This window comes from Bradyrhizobium canariense (assembly GCF_900105125.1).
Taxonomy (GTDB): domain Bacteria; phylum Pseudomonadota; class Alphaproteobacteria; order Rhizobiales; family Xanthobacteraceae; genus Bradyrhizobium; species Bradyrhizobium canariense_A.
Window position 1 is genome coordinate 2,177,660 of the sequence record NZ_LT629750.1, and the last position, 18,627, is coordinate 2,196,286.

General features: G+C 60.4%; 18 protein-coding genes. 4 read left to right on the forward strand and 14 right to left on the reverse strand.

Going from position 1 to position 18,627, the window contains the following annotated elements; translation table 11 throughout:
- Positions 1–769 precede the first annotated feature (769 nt).
- Genes BLV09_RS10580 through BLV09_RS10600 form a run of 5 tightly spaced genes read right to left on the reverse strand, consistent with a single transcriptional unit; the run spans position 770 to position 4,892 of the window.
- Positions 770–1,534 carry an ABC transporter permease gene (locus BLV09_RS10580; protein ID WP_244549035.1) on the reverse strand — a complete coding sequence of 255 codons (765 nt, stop codon included), beginning with the start codon at positions 1,532–1,534 and terminating at the stop codon, positions 770–772.
- A complete protein-coding gene (locus tag BLV09_RS10585) occupies positions 1,531–2,313 on the reverse strand; it encodes an ABC transporter permease (protein ID WP_146687240.1) in 783 nt (260 codons plus the stop codon). The genes BLV09_RS10580 and BLV09_RS10585 overlap by 4 nt, the downstream gene beginning before the upstream one ends.
- Complete coding sequence (locus tag BLV09_RS10590) at positions 2,297–3,151, reverse strand: ABC transporter ATP-binding protein (protein ID WP_146687241.1); 855 nt, start codon at positions 3,149–3,151, stop codon at positions 2,297–2,299. The genes BLV09_RS10585 and BLV09_RS10590 overlap by 17 nt, the downstream gene beginning before the upstream one ends.
- Positions 3,148–4,116: a D-2-hydroxyacid dehydrogenase gene (locus BLV09_RS10595; protein ID WP_146687242.1), complete on the reverse strand. Its 969-nt coding sequence runs from the start codon at positions 4,114–4,116 to the stop codon at positions 3,148–3,150. Before BLV09_RS10595 ends, BLV09_RS10590 begins: the two co-directional genes overlap by 4 nt.
- Positions 4,113–4,892, reverse strand: a complete 780-nt coding sequence (locus tag BLV09_RS10600; protein ID WP_146687243.1) for a GntR family transcriptional regulator — start codon at positions 4,890–4,892, stop codon at positions 4,113–4,115. Before BLV09_RS10600 ends, BLV09_RS10595 begins: the two co-directional genes overlap by 4 nt.
- Positions 4,893–5,067: 175 nt before the next feature.
- On the opposite strand from BLV09_RS10600, the gene BLV09_RS10605 reads away from it, so the two are divergent.
- The 4 genes from BLV09_RS10605 to BLV09_RS10620 are packed head-to-tail and all read left to right on the forward strand — an operon-like array spanning position 5,068 to position 8,508.
- Positions 5,068–5,913 (forward strand): fumarylacetoacetate hydrolase family protein, encoded by an 846-nt coding sequence (locus BLV09_RS10605; protein WP_100381064.1) that lies wholly within the window; start codon positions 5,068–5,070, stop codon positions 5,911–5,913.
- A 35-nt stretch (positions 5,914–5,948) separates the two neighbouring features.
- On the forward strand, positions 5,949–7,133 hold the full coding sequence (locus BLV09_RS10610) for a mandelate racemase/muconate lactonizing enzyme family protein (protein ID WP_146687244.1): 1,185 nt from the start codon (positions 5,949–5,951) through the stop codon (positions 7,131–7,133).
- A gap of 28 nt (positions 7,134–7,161) precedes the next feature.
- The gene (locus tag BLV09_RS10615) at positions 7,162–8,097 is read left to right on the forward strand and encodes an ABC transporter substrate-binding protein (RefSeq protein WP_146687245.1); all 936 of its coding nucleotides are present in this window, start codon (positions 7,162–7,164) and stop codon (positions 8,095–8,097) included.
- A gap of 12 nt (positions 8,098–8,109) precedes the next feature.
- Positions 8,110–8,508: a 5-carboxymethyl-2-hydroxymuconate Delta-isomerase gene (locus BLV09_RS10620; protein WP_146687246.1), complete on the forward strand. Its 399-nt coding sequence runs from the start codon at positions 8,110–8,112 to the stop codon at positions 8,506–8,508.
- A gap of 17 nt (positions 8,509–8,525) precedes the next feature.
- On the opposite strand, the gene BLV09_RS10625 is transcribed toward BLV09_RS10620, so the two are convergent.
- The 9 genes from BLV09_RS10625 to BLV09_RS10660 all read right to left on the reverse strand — a co-directional run bounded on the left by BLV09_RS10625 (position 8,526) and on the right by BLV09_RS10660 (position 18,580).
- A complete protein-coding gene (locus BLV09_RS10625) occupies positions 8,526–10,217 on the reverse strand; it encodes a methyl-accepting chemotaxis protein (protein ID WP_146687247.1) in 1,692 nt (563 codons plus the stop codon).
- A gap of 445 nt (positions 10,218–10,662) precedes the next feature.
- Entirely contained in the window at positions 10,663–12,309 is a 1,647-nt protein-coding gene (locus BLV09_RS10630) for a M24 family metallopeptidase (protein WP_167558689.1), read from the reverse strand.
- Complete coding sequence (locus BLV09_RS10635) at positions 12,309–12,677, reverse strand: 2Fe-2S iron-sulfur cluster-binding protein (protein WP_167558690.1); 369 nt, start codon at positions 12,675–12,677, stop codon at positions 12,309–12,311. Before BLV09_RS10635 ends, BLV09_RS10630 begins: the two co-directional genes overlap by 1 nt.
- 10 nt (positions 12,678–12,687) lie before the next feature.
- On the reverse strand, positions 12,688–14,445 hold the full coding sequence (locus BLV09_RS10640) for an FAD-binding protein (RefSeq protein WP_167558691.1): 1,758 nt from the start codon (positions 14,443–14,445) through the stop codon (positions 12,688–12,690).
- On the reverse strand, positions 14,442–14,585 hold the full coding sequence (locus BLV09_RS37195; protein ID WP_167558692.1) for a hypothetical protein: 144 nt from the start codon (positions 14,583–14,585) through the stop codon (positions 14,442–14,444). The genes BLV09_RS10640 and BLV09_RS37195 overlap by 4 nt, the downstream gene beginning before the upstream one ends.
- A 34-nt stretch (positions 14,586–14,619) precedes the next feature.
- On the reverse strand, positions 14,620–15,351 hold the full coding sequence (locus BLV09_RS10645) for an enoyl-CoA hydratase/isomerase family protein (RefSeq protein ID WP_100381055.1): 732 nt from the start codon (positions 15,349–15,351) through the stop codon (positions 14,620–14,622).
- A 6-nt stretch (positions 15,352–15,357) separates the two neighbouring features.
- Positions 15,358–16,548 (reverse strand): cystathionine beta-lyase, encoded by a 1,191-nt coding sequence (metC, locus tag BLV09_RS10650; protein ID WP_197685036.1) that lies wholly within the window; start codon positions 16,546–16,548, stop codon positions 15,358–15,360.
- Positions 16,545–17,723, reverse strand: a complete 1,179-nt coding sequence (locus tag BLV09_RS10655) for a CaiB/BaiF CoA transferase family protein (protein ID WP_146687251.1) — start codon at positions 17,721–17,723, stop codon at positions 16,545–16,547. Before BLV09_RS10655 ends, metC begins: the two co-directional genes overlap by 4 nt.
- Before the next feature lie 41 nt (positions 17,724–17,764).
- Positions 17,765–18,580, reverse strand: coding sequence for an SDR family NAD(P)-dependent oxidoreductase (locus BLV09_RS10660; RefSeq protein WP_146687252.1), 816 nt, complete (start codon positions 18,578–18,580; stop codon positions 17,765–17,767).
- Positions 18,581–18,627: the final 47 nt, after the last annotated feature.

Genomic DNA, 18,627 nt, shown 5'->3' on the forward strand with positions numbered 1-18,627 from the left:
TCAGTTACTTAGCGATATTCCTGAGTTTTCCATTGCAGCTCGTTTTTTAGCCATTTTCTCCGTTTTTGGCACGTCCGGTACTGCGGCGTAGTACCGAAGATGGCCATGCAGTACCAATGACGAAGCCTCCCGAGATGGGAACGGTCGTACCACGCAAGCGAAGCGATGGCTCTACAGGATACTAGGCCCAGTTCCTCATCAAGCGAGCTGGCAAGATCGTTCATCGAGAAAATCGGAGAGGCAAACAAAAATCAATCGGTCGATGGAGCTGAACGTTTGTTTCTTAGGAGCGGTTCGCCGCAGAACATTTATCTGCTGTCGCAACGTCAGGATTTCCGCCTCGAGCGCTGTCCACGACCGAAACAGATCTACGACCGTCCAAACAATGAGCCTGACAAGATCTCTCATCCTGTAACAGCATCGCCCGATTCTCGATCAACTGCCAGTCAGATTGAGTTTGCGACAGGGACAGGCGCGCGATCATCGAGAATCAGCCTGACGGACGCTCTTCCGAGATCATTTCAAGCATTGAACTTCGCCGCCGAGCCGCCCGCATCTTGCCGTTGAAGAAGTGGCGATTCTTATGCGCAACAAAGTGAGCCTGTCGGAGACGCTGATGTGGCGCGCCACGAGCCACCATTCTTAATTACAACACCATCGGAAACCATCGCTCCTTGGACAGCAAGGCTTCGATGTCACGTCATCAGCGCCGACAGCCTAATGCTGCGGTCGGTTGATGCGGTGAGCTTGTTCGCTGCGCTTGTGCAAGCTACGGGCTTCGAGCCTTCCAAGCCAATAACCTGTTGCTCACCATGGTGAGGATCGAGGCGCCGAGATATCCGATGATACCCAGGAGAAACACTCCCGCATAGAGATCAGGCGAGCGGAACGCTCTCGCCGAAATCAACGTCCAACTTCCGAGACCATCGACGCCGATCAACATCTCGCACACCACGGTCAGGATCAGTGCAACAGTGAGACTGAGGCGCAAACCCGACAAGATATCCGGGAGTGCGCTGGGCAATGCAATTTTCAAAATGACTGATGCTTTCGACAGATGGAGTACCCGCGCCACCTCGTAAAGCCGGGGCTCAACCGCCTCGAAGCCGTGAACGGTGCCCAGCAGCATGGGCCATAGAGCCCCGAACGCGACAACCGTCAGTACCATCGCATTGGACAGCCCCAACAGAACGATGAAGATTGGTATCGTCGCGGACGCTGGCAAGGGCCTCAAGAATTCAAGTATCGGCCCCAGTAATCGTCGAAGGCGGGGTGAACTTCCAATCAAGGATCCCAGCAAGACCCCAAGAACGGATGCGAGCGCCCAACCAATGAGCATTCGCCATACCGTCGCATAGACCCGCGGCGCCAAATCACCGGACGCAGCCGCGCGCGTAAAAGCCTTCCAGGTCCGATCGGGCCCCGGGAAAAAAGCCGGGGACAATATCTTCATGTCCGCGATGATCTGCCAAAGCAGGACCAGAACGACGCCGACCGCTATACTGGCGAGGGCCCATGCTATGCGCGCCTTCACCGTAAGCCTCCCGCGCCTGCGCGTCCAAACAAGCGCGCCTGCAAAAATATGAGCAAGCTGTTGATTGCCACGCCGACCACGCCTATCCAGACCAGCATCGCCAGCATCAACGCAGGCTGAAGCGACTGCTGTGCCATCATGATGGCGTGGCCAAGCCCGATCGGATTGGCGGCAATTTCCACGGTCACCGACACGATCATCGCGATGCCGGCCGCGAGTCGAATACCGACAAATATCCGCGGCAGCGAAGCGGGAAGCACAATCTTGAATGTTGTCGCGATCACACCCAGACGCAGGACCCGTGCGACTTCGATAAGGCGCGGCTCAATTTCCGCAATCGCCGATCGCGTGGTGATCAGGACCGGCCACGCAGCGGCGAAACTCACGACGGCAATCTCCATCGTATAGCCGAAGCCAGCCACGATCATAGCGATAGGAATCAATGCGACGGAAGGAATGGGCCTGATAACCTCGACCGGAAAACGAAAGAGCTTATCCAGTCGCGAGAAAGACCCGAGCAAAGTGCCGAGCGCGAGACCGGCCAATCCACCGAATGCAAGGCCGCCGAATGTCGTAACCAGAGTATCTCGAGTCGCGGCAATCAATGTGCCGTCTCTAAGGGCGCGGATGAAGGAGAACAATATCTTGCTGGGAGCGGCCAGCGTATCGCCGTGCAGATGTCCAAGGCGGAAAGCCGCCTCCCCGATGACAACGACCAACAATGGAATGAGCAGGCCGCTGGCGCGATCGATGATCGGTCGGCTATTTGTCGCGCTCATTCTCGGCTTTCTTGATGAAATCGAACAGTTCTCTGCGCAACTTCAGAAATTCGGGCTGCTCGCGGGTTAGAAGCTGATCTCTCGGTTTCGGCAAGTTGACGGCGAAAGAGGTGCCTATCCGGCCGGGATTGGATCGCAGACCTATGATGCGATCACCGAGGTAGATCGCCTCTTCTAGGTCGTGTGTCACGAAAAAGACCGCCGCCCCCGAGGTCCTCACGATGGAAAGGATTTCATCCTGAAGGGATTGCCGGGTCATCGCATCCAGCGCGCCGAACGGTTCATCCATCAACAGCACGCTCGGCTTCTGGGCGAGACACCTTGCGATCTGCAGACGTTGCTGCATGCCGCCCGACATCTCAGCGGGATATTTCCCCGCGTGATCTTGCAGTCCCACCTTGAGAAGCAGGTCGGCGATTACCGGCTTGCGTTCCCTGGCAGGGATGCTGCGAGCTTCCAGCGCCAGCGATATATTTTGAGCAGCCGTCCTCCAGGGCAAAAGAGCCTTGCTGTAATCCTGAAAGACGACCGCAATATCGCGGCTCGATTCAACAAGCGGGCAACCGCGGAAAAGGATCGTGCCACGACTGGGTTTGATGAGCCCTGCGAGCAGCCGCAGTGCGGTCGTCTTGCCGGAGCCGGATGGGCCGACAATACAAACGAATTCTCCGCTGGCTATTTGCAAGGTGAGATCATCGATGATCCTTCGTCCATCGAACTCGACATCGACATGGTCGAACGCAATCGAGCAATCGTTCGGTCTTGGTACGCGATCCCCCGTGCCGCGCTCCTCGCCTCGAACGGACGAGGACGACACGCCGGCGGAGGCCGTGTTCATGCCCCGCTCCGTACGACGTTCAACATCTGGTCGGGCTCACCATTGAGGTAATGATGTAGATTCCTCTCGATGATCGGCAGAGCCTGAAGATCATAGTCGTCGGTAAGGCCGCCCATGTGACAGGTGATGATGACGCTCTCCATAGCCCAGAACCGATGGTCCGAGGGCAGCGGCTCGGTGGCAAATACGTCCAGGGCGGCGCCGCTCACCGGCCCCTCTTCGAGCGCCTTGATGAGCGCGGTCTCATCGACCACGCCGCCCCGCGCTAGATTGACCAGGTAACTTCCTTGCTTCATGCCCATCAGCACCTCTTCGTTCACGATATGATGGGTCGCAGTTGAATACGGCGTTAAGAGCACGAAAAAATCGAGCTCGGCAGCCACGTTCTTCAGTTCGCTCATGGGATGCATGCGATCGAAGCCAACGACATCGCGCTGGGATGTGCTAAGGCCCACGACGGTCATGCCCAGCGCCTTGCATCTCGGCGCCAGCGCCTCGGCGATCACGCCGACGCCGAGGATGCCGACCGTCTTGCCGTGAATGATTTCCGGCAGCCAGCGCTCCCAAACGTGCTTGTCCTGATTGCGTATCGTGCGAGGGATTTTTCGGGAAAGCGCCAACATAGATGCAATCGCCGCTTCCGACATCTGCGGTCCGTGGGCGCCGCGCATATTGGTCACCAGCACGCTCGCGGGCAAGCTTGGCCGATCGATGATATTATCGACACCAGTCCCGGTGCCCTGAATCCAGCGCAACTTCGGCATGTGCCCCAGCACATAATCCGCGCGCGTGGAGAGGTAGGGGCCATGCGTCATCAGGATTTCAGCATCGGTAAGAAACCTGTCGACATTGGTTACGTTCTCCACCAGATCGAAACTCACGTTCGGAAACGTACGCGCCAGATAGCGGTGAAATTTGTTGCGGAGCTTTTCCGGCATATTGAGCAGCAGCAGCACCTTGGTCATGATTCGTGATCCTTTTGGCGAAAGCTGCCCATTTTTCTCGCCATTTGCTGGATGAGATCGCGAGTACGATCAGGCGCCGCGCCCCTTGCCAACGGGCGTGCAGGTTCCGCGTAGTTCTTCAAGACGAGATCTCTGGTGCGGCCAAAATGTTGCGCCAGCAGCGTTGTCGCCGCCGCGGCGTCGCGCGCGAGCGTTGCCTTCATCAGTTCGCGATGTTCAGTTTCGAGATCGCGCGCAACATTCTTTCGGCTTCTCGACAAAGCGCGATAGCGTTCGCTTTGCTCGAACAAAACGGCACGAAATCGCATCAGCCATTCCAGTCCGCACGCCCCGACAAGACTGGCGTGAAAACGATTGTGCAGATCCGGCCATGTTTCGTTTCCGGGCCGCGCACCCGACATGGACTTCCAGGCTGCCTCAATCTCTTCGGACCAGTCCGCGCCTCCGCGCGCGATGGAACGGCGGAGTGCCAGGCATTCGATCTCGATGCGTGTTTCCGTCACGTCGTCGAGATCTCTGATCGAGGCCGGACTGACGCGAAATCCCCGCTGATCTTCCGCGACGACCAAGCCGTCCGCGACAAGCCGGGAGAGCGCTTCGCGAACCGCCGCGAGGCTTACGTCATAAACCTTGGCGAGATTTCCGATATGCAGCTTTTCGTCGGGCTTCAGCCGGCACGACAAAATCTCGGCCTTCAGATTCGCAAAGACCGCTGACGTAAGCGACCGGACTTCGGACAGATCGGTTCTGATTGTGCGGGTCGGATGCTTTTGCATGCCGGCTTCTCATGCCCCAACCAAAAGCGCCGGTCAATAAAATTGATGTTTTATAGTGAAAATCGATTTTCATTGACGGCGGTTCGATCGTCCATTAGCTGTGACGCAGGCGCCATTTCGTCCGCACGGCATCCCGCCGGCGCAGGAGAGAACGTGAACGCTGCGGGGATTTCCGATGCGGTTGGTGAGTTTTGTTGCTGGTGCGAGCTCCTGTTATGGAGTTGTTAAGAATGATCGGATCATCGATCTGTCTAAACGAATGAAGTTCTCCAGCCTGCGCGAAATGATCGGTGCGGGTGCGCTTGGAGAGGCCGGGAAACTTGCCGCCACGATCGAGGCCGATCTGCCGCTCGAAGGAACGCGGCTCCTGCCACCTATTCCTGATCCGGGAAAAATAATTTGCGTCGGCTTGAACTACCACGACCACGTCGCGGAGACGGGGCGCAAGCTGACCGAGAAGCCGGCGCTGTTCAATCGATTTGCAGAAAGCCAGATCGGCCATTTGCAACCGATGATCAAGCCGTTGGAGTCCGATCAGCTGGATTATGAGGGCGAATTAGCCATCGTGATCGGCAAGGCGGGGCGCAGAATCAACGTCGCCGATGCGATGGACTATGTCGCCGGCTATTCCTGCTACAACGACGGTAGCGTGCGCGATTGGCAATACCACACCACCCAGTTCATGTCCGGCAAGAACTTTGTCGGAACCGGCGCATTCGGTCCCTGGTTGGTGACCGCTGACGAGATCGCCGATCCCACGGTGTTGCGGCTGACAACGCGTCTGAACGGCACCGTCATGCAAACGGCGACCGTCGACATGATGATCACCTCGATACCCGCGCAGATTGCCTACATCTCCACGTTCATACCGCTGCAACCCGGAGACGTCATTGTGACGGGTACCCCGGGGGGCGTCGGGTCGAAGCGCAAGCCACCGATCTTCATGAAACAAGGAGATACAATCGAAGTGGAGATCGACCAGGTCGGCACGTTGCGCAACACCATCGAGAACGAGCGCTAAGGGAACGCATTCCGAGGTCGGAAGGCGTATGAACCATGAAAATAACCTCGATCGACGATTTGCATGCGGATGGCGGATGGCGAACGCTTTCGTTCTTGAAGGTCGTAACCGACGAAGGAATCGTGGGCTGGTCCGAGTTTCATGAAGGAACGACGACGCCTGGACTAACGGCTGTGGTCCGCAAACTCGCCATGGGGCTGATCGGCGCGGATCCGCGCGATGTATCGGTGATTTCCGCGCGGCTTAACGCAGCGTCCCGCAATGCCGGCGGCGGTATAATCTCCCAGGCAATTGCAGCGATTGAAAACGCCTGCCTTGATGTGAAAGCCAAGGCGCTCGGCATCCCGGTATACGCGCTGCTGGGTGGTGCGTTCCGATCACGGTTACCGCTGTATTGGTCGCAGTGCGGGACCCTGCGGACCCGCTACCCGGAATTGTTCGGTACGGCACCTCTGCGGTCGCTTGACGACATTGTTCAACTCGGAAAAGAGGTCAAGGCGTCACACTATAAAGCCTTGAAAACCAATGTGCTGTTGTTTGCCGATGGAACCTCATCCAACTATCGCCCCGGTTTCGGCAATGGCGCCGGCCATCCGGCATTGAACCTGGATGGCTCGACATTGGCGGCGATCACCGACCTTTTCGCGGCTTTCCGTCAGGGGGCCGGTCCGAATGTCGATCTGCTGCTGGACCTGAACTTCAATTTCAAACCCGAAGGCGTCCGGCGTATCGCCCGGGAACTCGAGCGGTTCAAGTTGACGTGGCTCGAGCTCGACCTCTACGAGGTGAAAGCCCTCTCGATGTTGCGACAGTCAACCACAACTCCGATCGCGTCCCTCGAATCGATCTATGGACGCAGAGCCATGCGGCCATTCCTCGACGAAGAGGCCGTTGATGTGGCTATTATCGATCCGCAATGGAACGGGTTGTTGGAATCGATGAAGATGGCAAGCCTTGCCGATAGCTATGAGGTCAATATCGCACCTCACAATTTCCATGGACAGCTTTCGACGCTGATGGGCGCACATATGTCGGCCGCGGTCCCGAACTTTCGCATCATGGAGTTTGTCGTGGATGAAGCGCCGTGGACGCGTGATTTTTTGACCGAACCCCTTGTCATCGAAAACGGCGAATTGCTGTTGCCAAGCTCCCCAGGGTGGGGAAGCGACGTCAACGAAGAAGCCGTTCGCGCCAGGCCAAGTAAAGCGCTATATCAGTAGGACATTTTTAGATCGAACCGGAACGGACATGAAAATCACCACCCAGGCGCTCCTTGCCATGTGCCTGCTATTGGCTGCGGGGTTTGCGCGGGCTACTGCGCCAGAAACGCCCAAGCTCTCACTCGCCTATATTCCGATCAGCAACTTCCTGACCGCCTATGTTGCAAAAGATCAGGGCTACTTTACCGCGCATGGACTGGACGTCACGCTCATTCCCATCAATCAGGGGAATACCGGTGTGGCCGGGATCGTTTCCAAATCCGTGGAGTTGTCGACGCCGACGCCGACGACCTTCTTGCAGGCCGTCGACAATGGCGTCGACCTCGTCATTGTCGCCGCGACGCACACCTATCCCACGCCCAACAAGGTCGGGCTGCTGGTTTCCACCACCGGCGACATTACGGCTGCCAAGGACCTGGTGGGAAAAAAAGTGGGCATCAATGGTATCGGCGGCATGCAGTTTGTTCTTCTGCAAGAATGGCTCATCAAACACGGCGTCAACCCCAAGTCGATCACCTTCGTCGAGATCAGCTTTCCTCAGATGGCTGATGCGCTGCAGGCCAAGCAAGTCGACGCCGTGACGATCTCCGAGCCGTTCTACCAGCGCGTCATCTCCTCGAAAATTGGTCGTATGCTCGCCGACTTGCAGGCTGATATTCCCGCCGGCACGCTCGGCACGATGTATGTATCAACAGGCGAATGGGCGAAAAAGAATCCCGGCACGATTGCGGCGCTTCGCGCGAGCCTGGAGGATGCTACGCGGTTTATCAAAACAAACCCCGAGACTGCGAAAAAAAGCCTGATCACCTATGCGCAAATGTCAGAACAATTACTGCAACTCGTCAATGTACCAAGCGTCACGGTCGCGGCGGCGCCCTCCCAGATGAAATTCTGGATCGACCTGATGGATCAACAGCAGCTCACAACGGGAACAATTGATCCCCAAAGCATCATTGCACCCTGAAGAGAAATCGCAATGCCTCACATCGTTGTTGAATACAGCAAGAACCTCGAGCAGAGCGTCGATATTCCCGACCTCATAAGAGTCGTTCACGATGCAGTGATCGCAACCAATGCTTTCCCGCTGGAAGCAGTTCGGACGCGCGGCGCCCCCCGGGATGATTTCCGCATTGCCGACGGCGACCCTCGCAATGCTTTCCTGGCGGTCGTTGGTCGGATTGCGCCGGGACGTCCGCAACAGCTCCGGCATGAATTGGGAAAGACGCTATTCGATGCCATCCGGGGCTATTTAAGCGATGTCTCCGAAGCGATTCCACTCAGTATCACCGTGGAGCTGCAGGAGATCGACCAAACATCAGCCTTCAGGCACAATTCGATTGTCGTCAAACCGTCGGACATGTTGGCTAAAAGTTAGCAGGGCTGCTTCGCGCTTCAGGCAGCGCGGACGCCTGCCAGGAATGTGGTGACCTCGCCGGACAACCGTTCCGCCTGTTTCGACATGTTGGAGGCCGCGCTGAGCACCAGACCGGCAGCCCCCCCGGTTTCGCTGGCGGCGGCGCTGACGCCGTCAATGTTGGTCGTCACATCCTGCGTCGCCTGCGCCGTCTGGGTCACGTTGCGCGCGATCTCCGCCGTCGCGGATCTCTGCTCCTCGACCGATGACGCGATCGTTGCCGCGATGCTGCCGACTTCCTCGATCGTGGTGGTGATGCCCTGAATCGCCTCCACGGCTTCCCTGGTCGCGCTCTGAATCTGCGCGATCCGGGTGCCGATTTCCTTGGTGGCCTCTGCCGTCTGGCCAGCGAGGCTCTTCACCTCGGATGCCACGACCGCAAAGCCGCGTCCAGCATCGCCGGCGCGAGCGGCCTCGATGGTGGCATTGAGCGCGAGCAAATTGGTTTGTCCGGCAATAACCGAGATCAGCTCAGCCACATGTTCGATCTGCTGCGCGCCATCGGCCAGCGCCCGCACGATCGTGTCGGTCCGGCGCGCGCTGTCGACGGCGCGGTTAGTGATCTTGGCAGACTGTTCGACCCGACGACTGATCTCGCCGATCGACGACGTCAGTTCCTCTGCCGCCGAAGCCACGGTCTGCACCCGTGTACTGGCTTCGGACGCCGCCGAACTCACCACCGACGCCCTCTGGTTGGTCCGCTCGGCCGTGCCGGTCATGGATTGCGCGGTCGCTTCCAGTTCGACCGACCCCGATGCCATCAGTCCGACGAGTTGGCCAACGGAGGCGTCGAAGCGATCAGCGAGCGCAATGAGCGATTCACGCTTTTCGGTTTCGCTCTGCTGCTTCAACTCGGCCTGTTCCGTTTCCAGCGTCCGCGCGGTCAACGCGGTCTTGCGAAGCATTTCCAGGGTTTCTGCCATCCGGCCGATTTCGTCGGCGCGTTCCGTTTCGCCGACCTCGTCGTTCAGCGATCCGGTGGCGATACGTTGCATCCGGCTCTGCAGCCGCTTCAGCGCTCCGAGCACGTCCCGAGCGATCAGCCAGGATAGTAAGCCCATCAGCACCATGACACCCCCGCCGATGGCTCCCATTCGCAGCAGCAGCGCGTTGATGTCGGTGTCGAGATCATCGACATACAGGCCGACGCTGATGACGATATTCCACGGATCGAACATGCGGGCGAAAACCAGCTTTTGCTGCGGCGTGGTTTGACCGGGACGCGGAAAAAAGTAAGTCGTGGTGCCACCTTCGGGGCTGCGACGGGCGGTTTCAAGCACCGCCGGCACGATCAAAACGCCGTTTGCGTCCTTCACGTTGTTGGTCTTGCCATCAAGTTGCGGGTTGGCGGCATTCATCATCGTGCTGGTATCGGTTCGATAGGCGACCACATAACCTTGTCCCTTGTCGAACATCATACGCTTGCCGCGCCTGCGAAACTCGCTTTCTGCGTCGGCAAGGGTCATCCTGCCCGCGGTCACCTCATCCTGCAGCGACTGCGCCATTCCAATGGTGATGTCCACGGCTGTCTGCAACTGCGCCACCCGGTCGTCCAGCATGCGCTTCTGACTGAGCGAGGCCGACCAGGCGATGATCGCGCAGACCGCCAGGATCGATAGCGCTACTATGCTGACAAGTTTGGTACGGATCTTGAATCGACTCAGAATCATTTCAGTCTCTGATTGGAATTTGAGTATCAAAACGGTATCATTCGACTCCTTACCAATCGTGAAGACTGAAGAGATCAGGTTGGGTCAACTGGCAGATGCTCCCGGGGGAGTGGGTTTGCCTCAAAACGTTGCTTGGGCGGGCGTCCGCGCTGGCGGTAACGTCGCCAAAGTTGCTGGAGCTTCGTTCTTGTACTGCCTGCTGCGTAGGCAATCTCCTGGGTGGGCCGCACCCATACGAACTTTACGAGCATGCGGAGATCACGGCGTCGGCAACTGCCGCGAGATGTGAAGCACCGTCTCTTCTATTGCTCAGCCTATTGACCAGATAGTCGAGACGGTCGCGAGACCACACGCTCTGCAGAGTGGCTTGGACTTCGGCCGCAAAACGGTCCAGTGGCTATGATCGCGCTCGCGGTATTGCCCGGTCAACATTCGTGGCCGCACATCAAGACTCATCCGATGTCAGGTTCAAGCCGCCCGACGGCGTCACCAGGCAGGTGTCCTCGTAAGCAATCGCGTGGCCCGCGATCGGCCATTGATATTCGCAACAGGCGATCATCCCTTCGCTGAGCGCATCCTGGGTGCGGCTGGTGAAGGTCAAATGCGCGAGGTTGTTCTTGCCGAGCAGATGGCCGACGTCGCGATCGTAGCCGGCGATCGGATCCGGCAGATCGACGAACAGAGGATTGCCGACCGGCCTAGACGCGGCCCCCCAAATTGCCTCGACGCCTGCGGCATGGATCGCATCGCCACGGGCGCCGACCTTGCATGCAGGTATCAATGTATCGCGCACGCCGCGCTGAAATAGCGCGTACAGTTCGCGACCCGCGTCCGACAGCGCCAGTGTACGAGCGATGTCGGAGCAGCCGAGCAGCACGCCTTGCGGATCGAACAGGAGGCAACCGGTATCGAGCTTCAACATGTTGGCCTCCGCCGACAAAGGCGCGGCCGTCGCATTGGCCGGAAAGATCGTGCGCGCCCCGGAATGGAAATTGGTGAGGGTTTTTCCGACTCGCAGCTCTGGAGCAACCTCCAGGACGAAAGCGTGCAGCGTATCGAAATAGACTTTGTAAGCATCCATCTCGGTAACAGCGCGACCGGTATCGATGGCATTCCCCGCGAATTCCAGAGCGCTCTCCATTGCCCGCGCGGACGCCCGGGTCGCGATGATATAAAAGGCAAGATCCGGTAGCGTATTGTGGTCGCGCCAGCGGCGCAGAAGGATGTCAGCGGCGACCGTCTCGCGTGCGTCTAGTCCAAGGCTCGCAAACAGGCCAAAGCCGATATCGTCCATTTCGCAGGCCACGCGCCCGGTGGCGCAAATATCCGTGAAGGCTGCCCGAGACGACGAAAAGGTCTTTCCAGAGCCACCCGTTCCGGCTTCCACCACCCAGGCGCTCCCGCCCGGAATATAAAACGCCGCAAGCGGTGCGCGCTTGGCCCGCATCGGCACGCCCGCGACCTCCTGAATGTTCAGCCTTGTGGTCAGCACCAGCGCGTCGATGCCCTCAGCCGAAAGCAAGCGATCGAGCGCCGCCAAGCGATCTTGTTCGGGGACGTCAAGGTACGGCGTGATGCGATCGCGCACCGGCGAACGTGTCAGCAACCGCTGTGCGGCACGACCAGCCGAAGGGCGCCACGCCGCAAGCATCTCAGCGGTAGCCGCGGCCGAGACCTGCCGGAGCGTGACGGGTCCAGCATCGAATACTTCTTCATGTGAGACCGTGAAGGTGCGGGCAAGGTCGGTCGCCACCGTCATGGGCAATTTGGCATCGATCTGCAACGCGCGCTCGCCCTGCGCGAGATTGCAGATCGCATCGCTCAGCGTCGCATACACAGGCCCGTGCAGCGTCGGTTCGAAGGTGAAGTACGGCCGGTAAAACACCTGTCCGATCGTCGGTGGCAGCATTGCCGCGCTGGCGTTGCCGTGCTCGACATGAACGAACAACGCGGTGCGCCGGCCGCCGGCCTCAAGAATAAATGGCGTCACCGATTTCGCGTTATCGAATGAACGCACCGGCATCAGAAAGCGGTCGCGCAGTCCGCATTCGAACTCCTGCTCGATATACGACCAGTCGGCGTGAAGGCTCATCATGCTGAGGCGCAGTCAACCGACGGATCGCCGTCGATGTCGTCAAAATCGAACCGGGCGTTGCGGGCCATGCTGAGATCGACCACGGTGTCTGCGACCAGCAGATCGCGGCGAATCGGTTCGATCACCATGCCGTCGGTAACGGGAACGACGCACGCGGTTTCAATCTTGCCGTTGGCGCGTACGACACAGCAGGCGCACATGCCCCGCCGACAGGACAAATAATAGCCTATGCTCGAATCGATATGCCGCGCCACATATTGCAGGGCACTGCTGATGCTGGTCGGACCGAAATCGGGAAGCTCGAACGTATCGCGCCGCGCCTCGACGGAATTTCCGACCTGCTCACGCACGATGGTGATCTTCATAGGGTGATCCTCATGCCACGGTCTTGACAACCGGCGCCGCCGGTTGCGCCCTTCCCTGCACTGGCACGAACCGATGCACGGGCGCGCCATCCACCGATGACAGCACGCTGTTGGACGCGAACTGGGCGTCCGGTGCCGGAAAATCGGTGCGGAAATGTGCGCCACGGCTTTCACGCCGCGACAGCGCGGACAATGCGATCGATTCGGCCGTGAGTGCGGCGCTGCGGGTCTCAAGGGCGTCAATCCAGCCGCGGTTGTAGGGCCGGTCGGTGCTGGGAGAAACCAGTCGCGGCAACTCCTGCGTCCGGATCGTTCTTATTTCTTCCAGCGCGGCGGCGAGGTCATCTCCATTCCGCACCACGTTAACCGCGCTTTTAGTGAGCGCCTGAATGCGGCTCCTCACCTCATGCGGCGCAATACCCTGGCGCAGTGCGAGCGGGCGCTCGATGCGCTCGACGACATTGCCCCAGACATCGGGCGGTACCCACGCGCCAGAAGCTCGCGCGCGGATCGCGGCGGCACGCCCGGTGCGCCGTCCCTGCACAAGGAACTGACTGCAAGCATTGCCCGACAGGCGATTGGCTCCGTGCACCCCGCCTGCCACTTCGCCGCAGGCGAACAGACCCGGCACGCGACTTTCGCCGACGGCATCGGTGCGCACGCCGCCCATGTGGAAATGGCTCGCAGGTGCGACCTCGACGGCATAGCCTTGCCGAATACGCTCGACCAGCGGCGCGAAATCGAAACCTTCCCAGGTCCAGTTCGCGTGCAACAGCGGTTTTCCATACCACTGCGGCAGGAAGTCGAGGATGTCGCGCGGAAGATGCGCCCACGACATGAACACACCTCCATTGGGCCCACCGCGGCCTTCCAGCACCTCGCGCACACACGCAATGGAGATGATGTCGCGCGTCGATATTTCCATGCGCTCGGGATCGTAGCGCGCCATGAAACGTTCGCCGTAGCGATTAAGCAGCCAGGCCCTCGTCCCGCTCTGCGGGCCGATGATCCACGGGAATTGAATGCCTCGCCACAACGGCGGGTCGACAAGACAACATGGCAGAAATTGCACCATCTCCATGTCGATCAACTCGGCGCCAGCTTCGAACGCCATACGATAGCCGTCGCCGACCAATTCTTCCGGCGCCGTGGTGATGGGATAGGACATGGCGCCGCCACCGGTGGCGAGTACGACCGATGTTGCTTCCACACCGGACGGAATGCCGCTGCGCAAATCAATACCCGCAATGCCTGCTGCAGTTCCGTCGGCGCCGACCAGGATGTCGGTCGCATAAAACTCGTCACGAAACCGCACGCCGGCCTTCATCGCATTCCGGGTCAGTATCTGCAGCATCTGCATGCCCGAAACGAGAACACCTCGCGGGTGGCGGTGTCCGGGCGCGTGACCAATGCCGGCGACCTTCAGGCCGGCGTCGAGCAACAGACCAAGTTCGGCGCCGACACCCTCGACCATGGCCTGCGCCAGGATGGGATCGTTTATGTTTGCGCCGCCGGCCAGCGTATCTTCGTAGAAACGCTCGATACTGTCAGCGGTATCGCCCGCAAGACCGAGCCGCTTAATGGTTGAGCCGTCGACCGAGATATCGCCGGTAATGGTCGCAGTCGCGCCGGAGCGGCCGACCTGTCCTTTGGTGAGCACGACGACGCTGGCGCCCTGGATCGCGGCTTCCGTGGCGGCAAGCAAACCGGCGGCGCCGCTGCCGAGCACGGCGACATCGACGCGCTTTAGGGCGGGATGTGCGCTCATCGCGCGGCCGCCGGCAAATCGCGGGCGTTGCCGAGCGCGCACAGGTTGCGCAGCCGCGCCGGCACCGGGCGCGCCCGGGCATTCCCTAGTTCGTCCTCTGCGCATTCGGTGAATTTGTTGTCCATCATGGCCTCGCTCATGGGTACATCGGGCATGGCATGCGCGGGACCGAACTCATGACGTCGCTCCCTGGCGCGGACGGCTGGCATAATCCGCGATACGTTCACGCAATCCGGGCTTCGCCGCCGACCGCACCAATGCCGCCAGGTCGGCATCGCGCAGATCGGCGCGGCTGGCACGATGAAGCGCCGCGATCGTGCGCTGGTCGACCTTTGGCTCCAGCAATTGCGCCGCGAGCCAGGCCTCGCGATCCTCGGGCTCTACGATGTCGGTTGTCAGGCCCGCCACAAGGGCTTGCTGCGCCGAAATCTCGGTACCCTCCGTCAACCAACGTCGCGCAAGATCCTCGCCGACCCGTGCGGCAAGGCGACGCGTGCCAAGCACGATGCCAAAGCCGGCACCCGGAAAGCGAAACCGGGTCGCCGAGCAAGCCACGCGGATGTCGCACGCGGCCGCCATGTCGGCGCCGGCGCCCCAGGTCCGGCCGGCCGCAATCGCGACGGTGCGAACAGGTGCGTGCCAGAGCAGCGCCAACAGCAACTCGATGCGTACAAAACGATACAACAGGTCTCCGTCGCTTTGCCGATCGAGCCCGTCGAGATCGAAACCGGTGCAGAAATGCTTGCCCTCGCCGCGCAAGATCACGGTGTGAACGGCAGGATCGCACCAGGTTCGCGGCAGCACGTCCAGCAGTCGCTCAACAAGGTCGCTCGCCAACGCGTTGCCGCGGGCGGCGCGCTGCAGGGTGACGATGGCGAGGCCAGATGTGATGGTGAGTTCCAGCATCTTCGTTCAACCGGCTTCGGCAAATGTTGCGGCGGCAGCCTGCAGATCAGCGAGAAGATCCTCAACATCTTCAAGGCCGGCATGAAAACGCACCAGGGGGCCTGCCGGATTGGGCGAGGCCGTGCGCAACGTCGCCCACGGTTCGGGGCGTGCGAGGCTTTCGAAACCGCCCCATGAAGAGCCAAGCCCGAACAGATTCAGCCGATCGAGGAATTTCTCAATTACCGGTTCGCCGACGCCGCCGAACTCGACCGAGAACAGGCCGCAGGCTCCGGAAAAGTCGCGGCGCCACAACGCATGGGTCGAATGATTTTCCAGCGCTGGAAAATAGACGCGCTTTACCCACGGCTGAGCGACAAACCAGTCTGCCAGTATACGGGCGTTGCGCTCGTGCTCGCTGAGACGCACCCCGAGTGTCCGCAGGCCGCGCAGCACCAGATAGGCATCCTCCGGAGAGCAGGCCGCGCCCATCAATTCCGCCATGCCGTCAAGCGCCGGCCATGCCGCTTCGTTGGTGACGACCGCACCCAGCAGCACGTCCGAGTGGCCGGCGAGATATTTTGTAGCCGACAGGATCGAGACGTCGGCGCCGAGGGTCAGGGGATGGTACGTCCAGCCCGATCCCCATGTGCTGTCAACCGCAACTGCAATGCCACGGGCGTGCGCAATGGCTCCCAGTCTCGGCAAATCGGCGATTTCGAACAGCGAAGAGCCCGGACATTCCAGATAGACCAGTTTCGTCTGCGGCCGCAGGAAGGATTCCAGATCAGTGCCATCGGCGGGAAAGAAGTCGTAAGCGATGCCGTAAGTGGCGAGAAAATTCTTTGCAAAGCGGCGCACCGGCCCATACACGCCATCTGAAATCGCGACATGATCGCCGGGCTTGAGATAGCTCAGAAACACCAACGCATTGGCCGCAAGTCCCGACGCGGTGAGCCGCGCGCCGTGGCCATGTTCGAGATCGGTCAAGGCGTCCTCAAGAGCGAATCCGGTGTCGGTGCCCCGGCGGCCGTAAGTTTGCACGCGGTGTCCCGCCGCGCGTTCGGCTTCAGCGCCGCGCATGTTGGCGACGGTCCGGTGCAGGATCGTGCTGGCGCGCACGATCGGCGGATTGACCGGCCCTTTCGACCTCGCATCCGGTCGCCCGCCGTGAACCAGGCGGGACTTCGGTCGCAGGCGGGGCGGGTCGCCGATCATCGCGCGCGACCGACCGGCAGCGCCGCTACGGCCGCCCGCGGCTCGACGAGTTCTGCCAGCACTTCGTCGGTGTGCTCACCGAGTGCCGGCGGCCGGCGATAGACCTGGCCACCTTCGCCGTTGTAACGGATCGGGGCCGTGAACGCGCGGGTCTCTGCGCCCCCCGGCAAGGTCATCGGCTGTACCCAGCCATAGTGCTGGACCTGCGGATCAGCGAGCGCCTGGGAATAAGTGTTGATCGGTGCGCACGGCACGCCGGCCTCGATCATGTGCGCAAGACAGGCCTCTGCCGTCAGTGTCTCGAACGTATCTTCCAGCAGATCCCTGAGCACAGCTTGATTTTTCGCCCGCAAGACTGGCGTCGCAAAACGGGGGTCGCCGATCAATTCGTTGCGTCCGATCGCCTCACAGGCGCGCCGGTATAATTCATTGTTTCCTGCCGCCATGACAAAATAACCGTTTGCGCAGCGGAACGCCTGATAGGGCGCGTTGCGTGGATGCGCCGAGCCAAGCTTTTGAGGGTCGATCCCGGTGCCGAAATATTCACTCACCTGCAGCGCCGCGATGCCGAGAGTGGTACCGAGCATCGGCACATCGATGTGACCGCCGCCCTGCCCGTTCGCAACCTTGCGAAGGGCGCAGACAACGGCATAGGCGGCATACAATCCGGCAGCGAAATCGCTGATAGGCACGCCGCATTTCACCGGTGCGCCGTCGGGCTCTCCGGTGACGCTCATGACGCCGCCGATGGCCTGGATCGAAACGTCGAAGCCGCCCTCGTTGGCGCGCGGCCCCTCCTGCCCGAACGCGGAAATTGAACAATAAACCAGCGAGGGCGCCAACACTTTCAGGGCCTCGAATCCAAGCCCGAGGCGGTTCATGGCACCGGGGCGAAAGTTTTCGATGACGACGTCGGCACCGACACACAGCGCCCGGGCATGTGCGAGGTGCTCGGGGTTCTTCAGATCGAGTACGACCGACCTTTTGTTGCGGTTGAGCGAGGCAAAATTTTCGGAATAACCGTCGGTCTGCGGCGGCCACTGACGCATGCCGTCGCCCTCGCGGGCTTCGATCTTGATCACGTCCGCTCCCATATCGGCCAACAGAACGCCCGCAAAGGGACCGGCCGCGATCTGACCGAACTCGACGACGCGGATACCAGAAAGTGCTTGCATGGAAGGTTTCACTCGATCTTGGAACGGGAAGGCGTGTGCCGTTAGCTGCTCTGGGATTCCATTGTGAGATGCGATGTTTCCGCCACCCCTGCGGTACGTCCACCATCGACCGGCAGCGCGACGCCAGTGATATATTTCGCTTCGTCCGAGGCCAGGAACAGCGTGGCGAACGCGATGTCGTCGGCCTCGCCGATACGTCCCATCGGAATGACCATCGAAGTACGACGCCAGTTCTGATCGAAGTTGCCGGAGGACGCGAGCGCGCCGCGCAGCATCGGCGTGTCGATCGAACCCGGGCAGATGCAGTTCACGCGAACGCCGTCGCGCGCATGCGCCAGCGCCATCGACTTCGTCAGCGAGACGATGCCGGCCTTGGTGGCGCCGTAGAATGGCTGCCACGGGCGGCCGACGATGCCGGCGTTCGAGGCGTCGTGAACGATGGCGCCGCCACCCGCTGCGATCATGTGCGGAATCACGGCCTGGCTGGCGAGAACAAGCCCCTTCAGATTGACCCCGACCAGGAAATCGATGTCAGCCATCGTCGTGTCCATGAAAGGCCGCGTCAACGTGACGCCGGCATTGTTGACCAGCACCGTGATCGGGCCGAACCGTTCGACCGTTTCGTCCACAACGCGCTTGATGTCGGCGGGCTCCGTGACGCTGCCGGGCACGGCGTGCACCTTGTGTCCGGCACCCGAAAGCGTCGATGCCATCTTCGCAAGACCATCGGCGTCCTTGTCGATCAGGCCGATCGCGGCGCCGGCTTTTGCAAACAGCGTGGCGGTCGCGGCCCCGATGCCATTGGCAGCGCCGGTAATCAGTACGACCTTGCCGCGCAATCTTTCAGAAATTGTCATAGCTCACCATCTCGATAGGCGGCACGCCGCCGGGGTAGACCGATGTT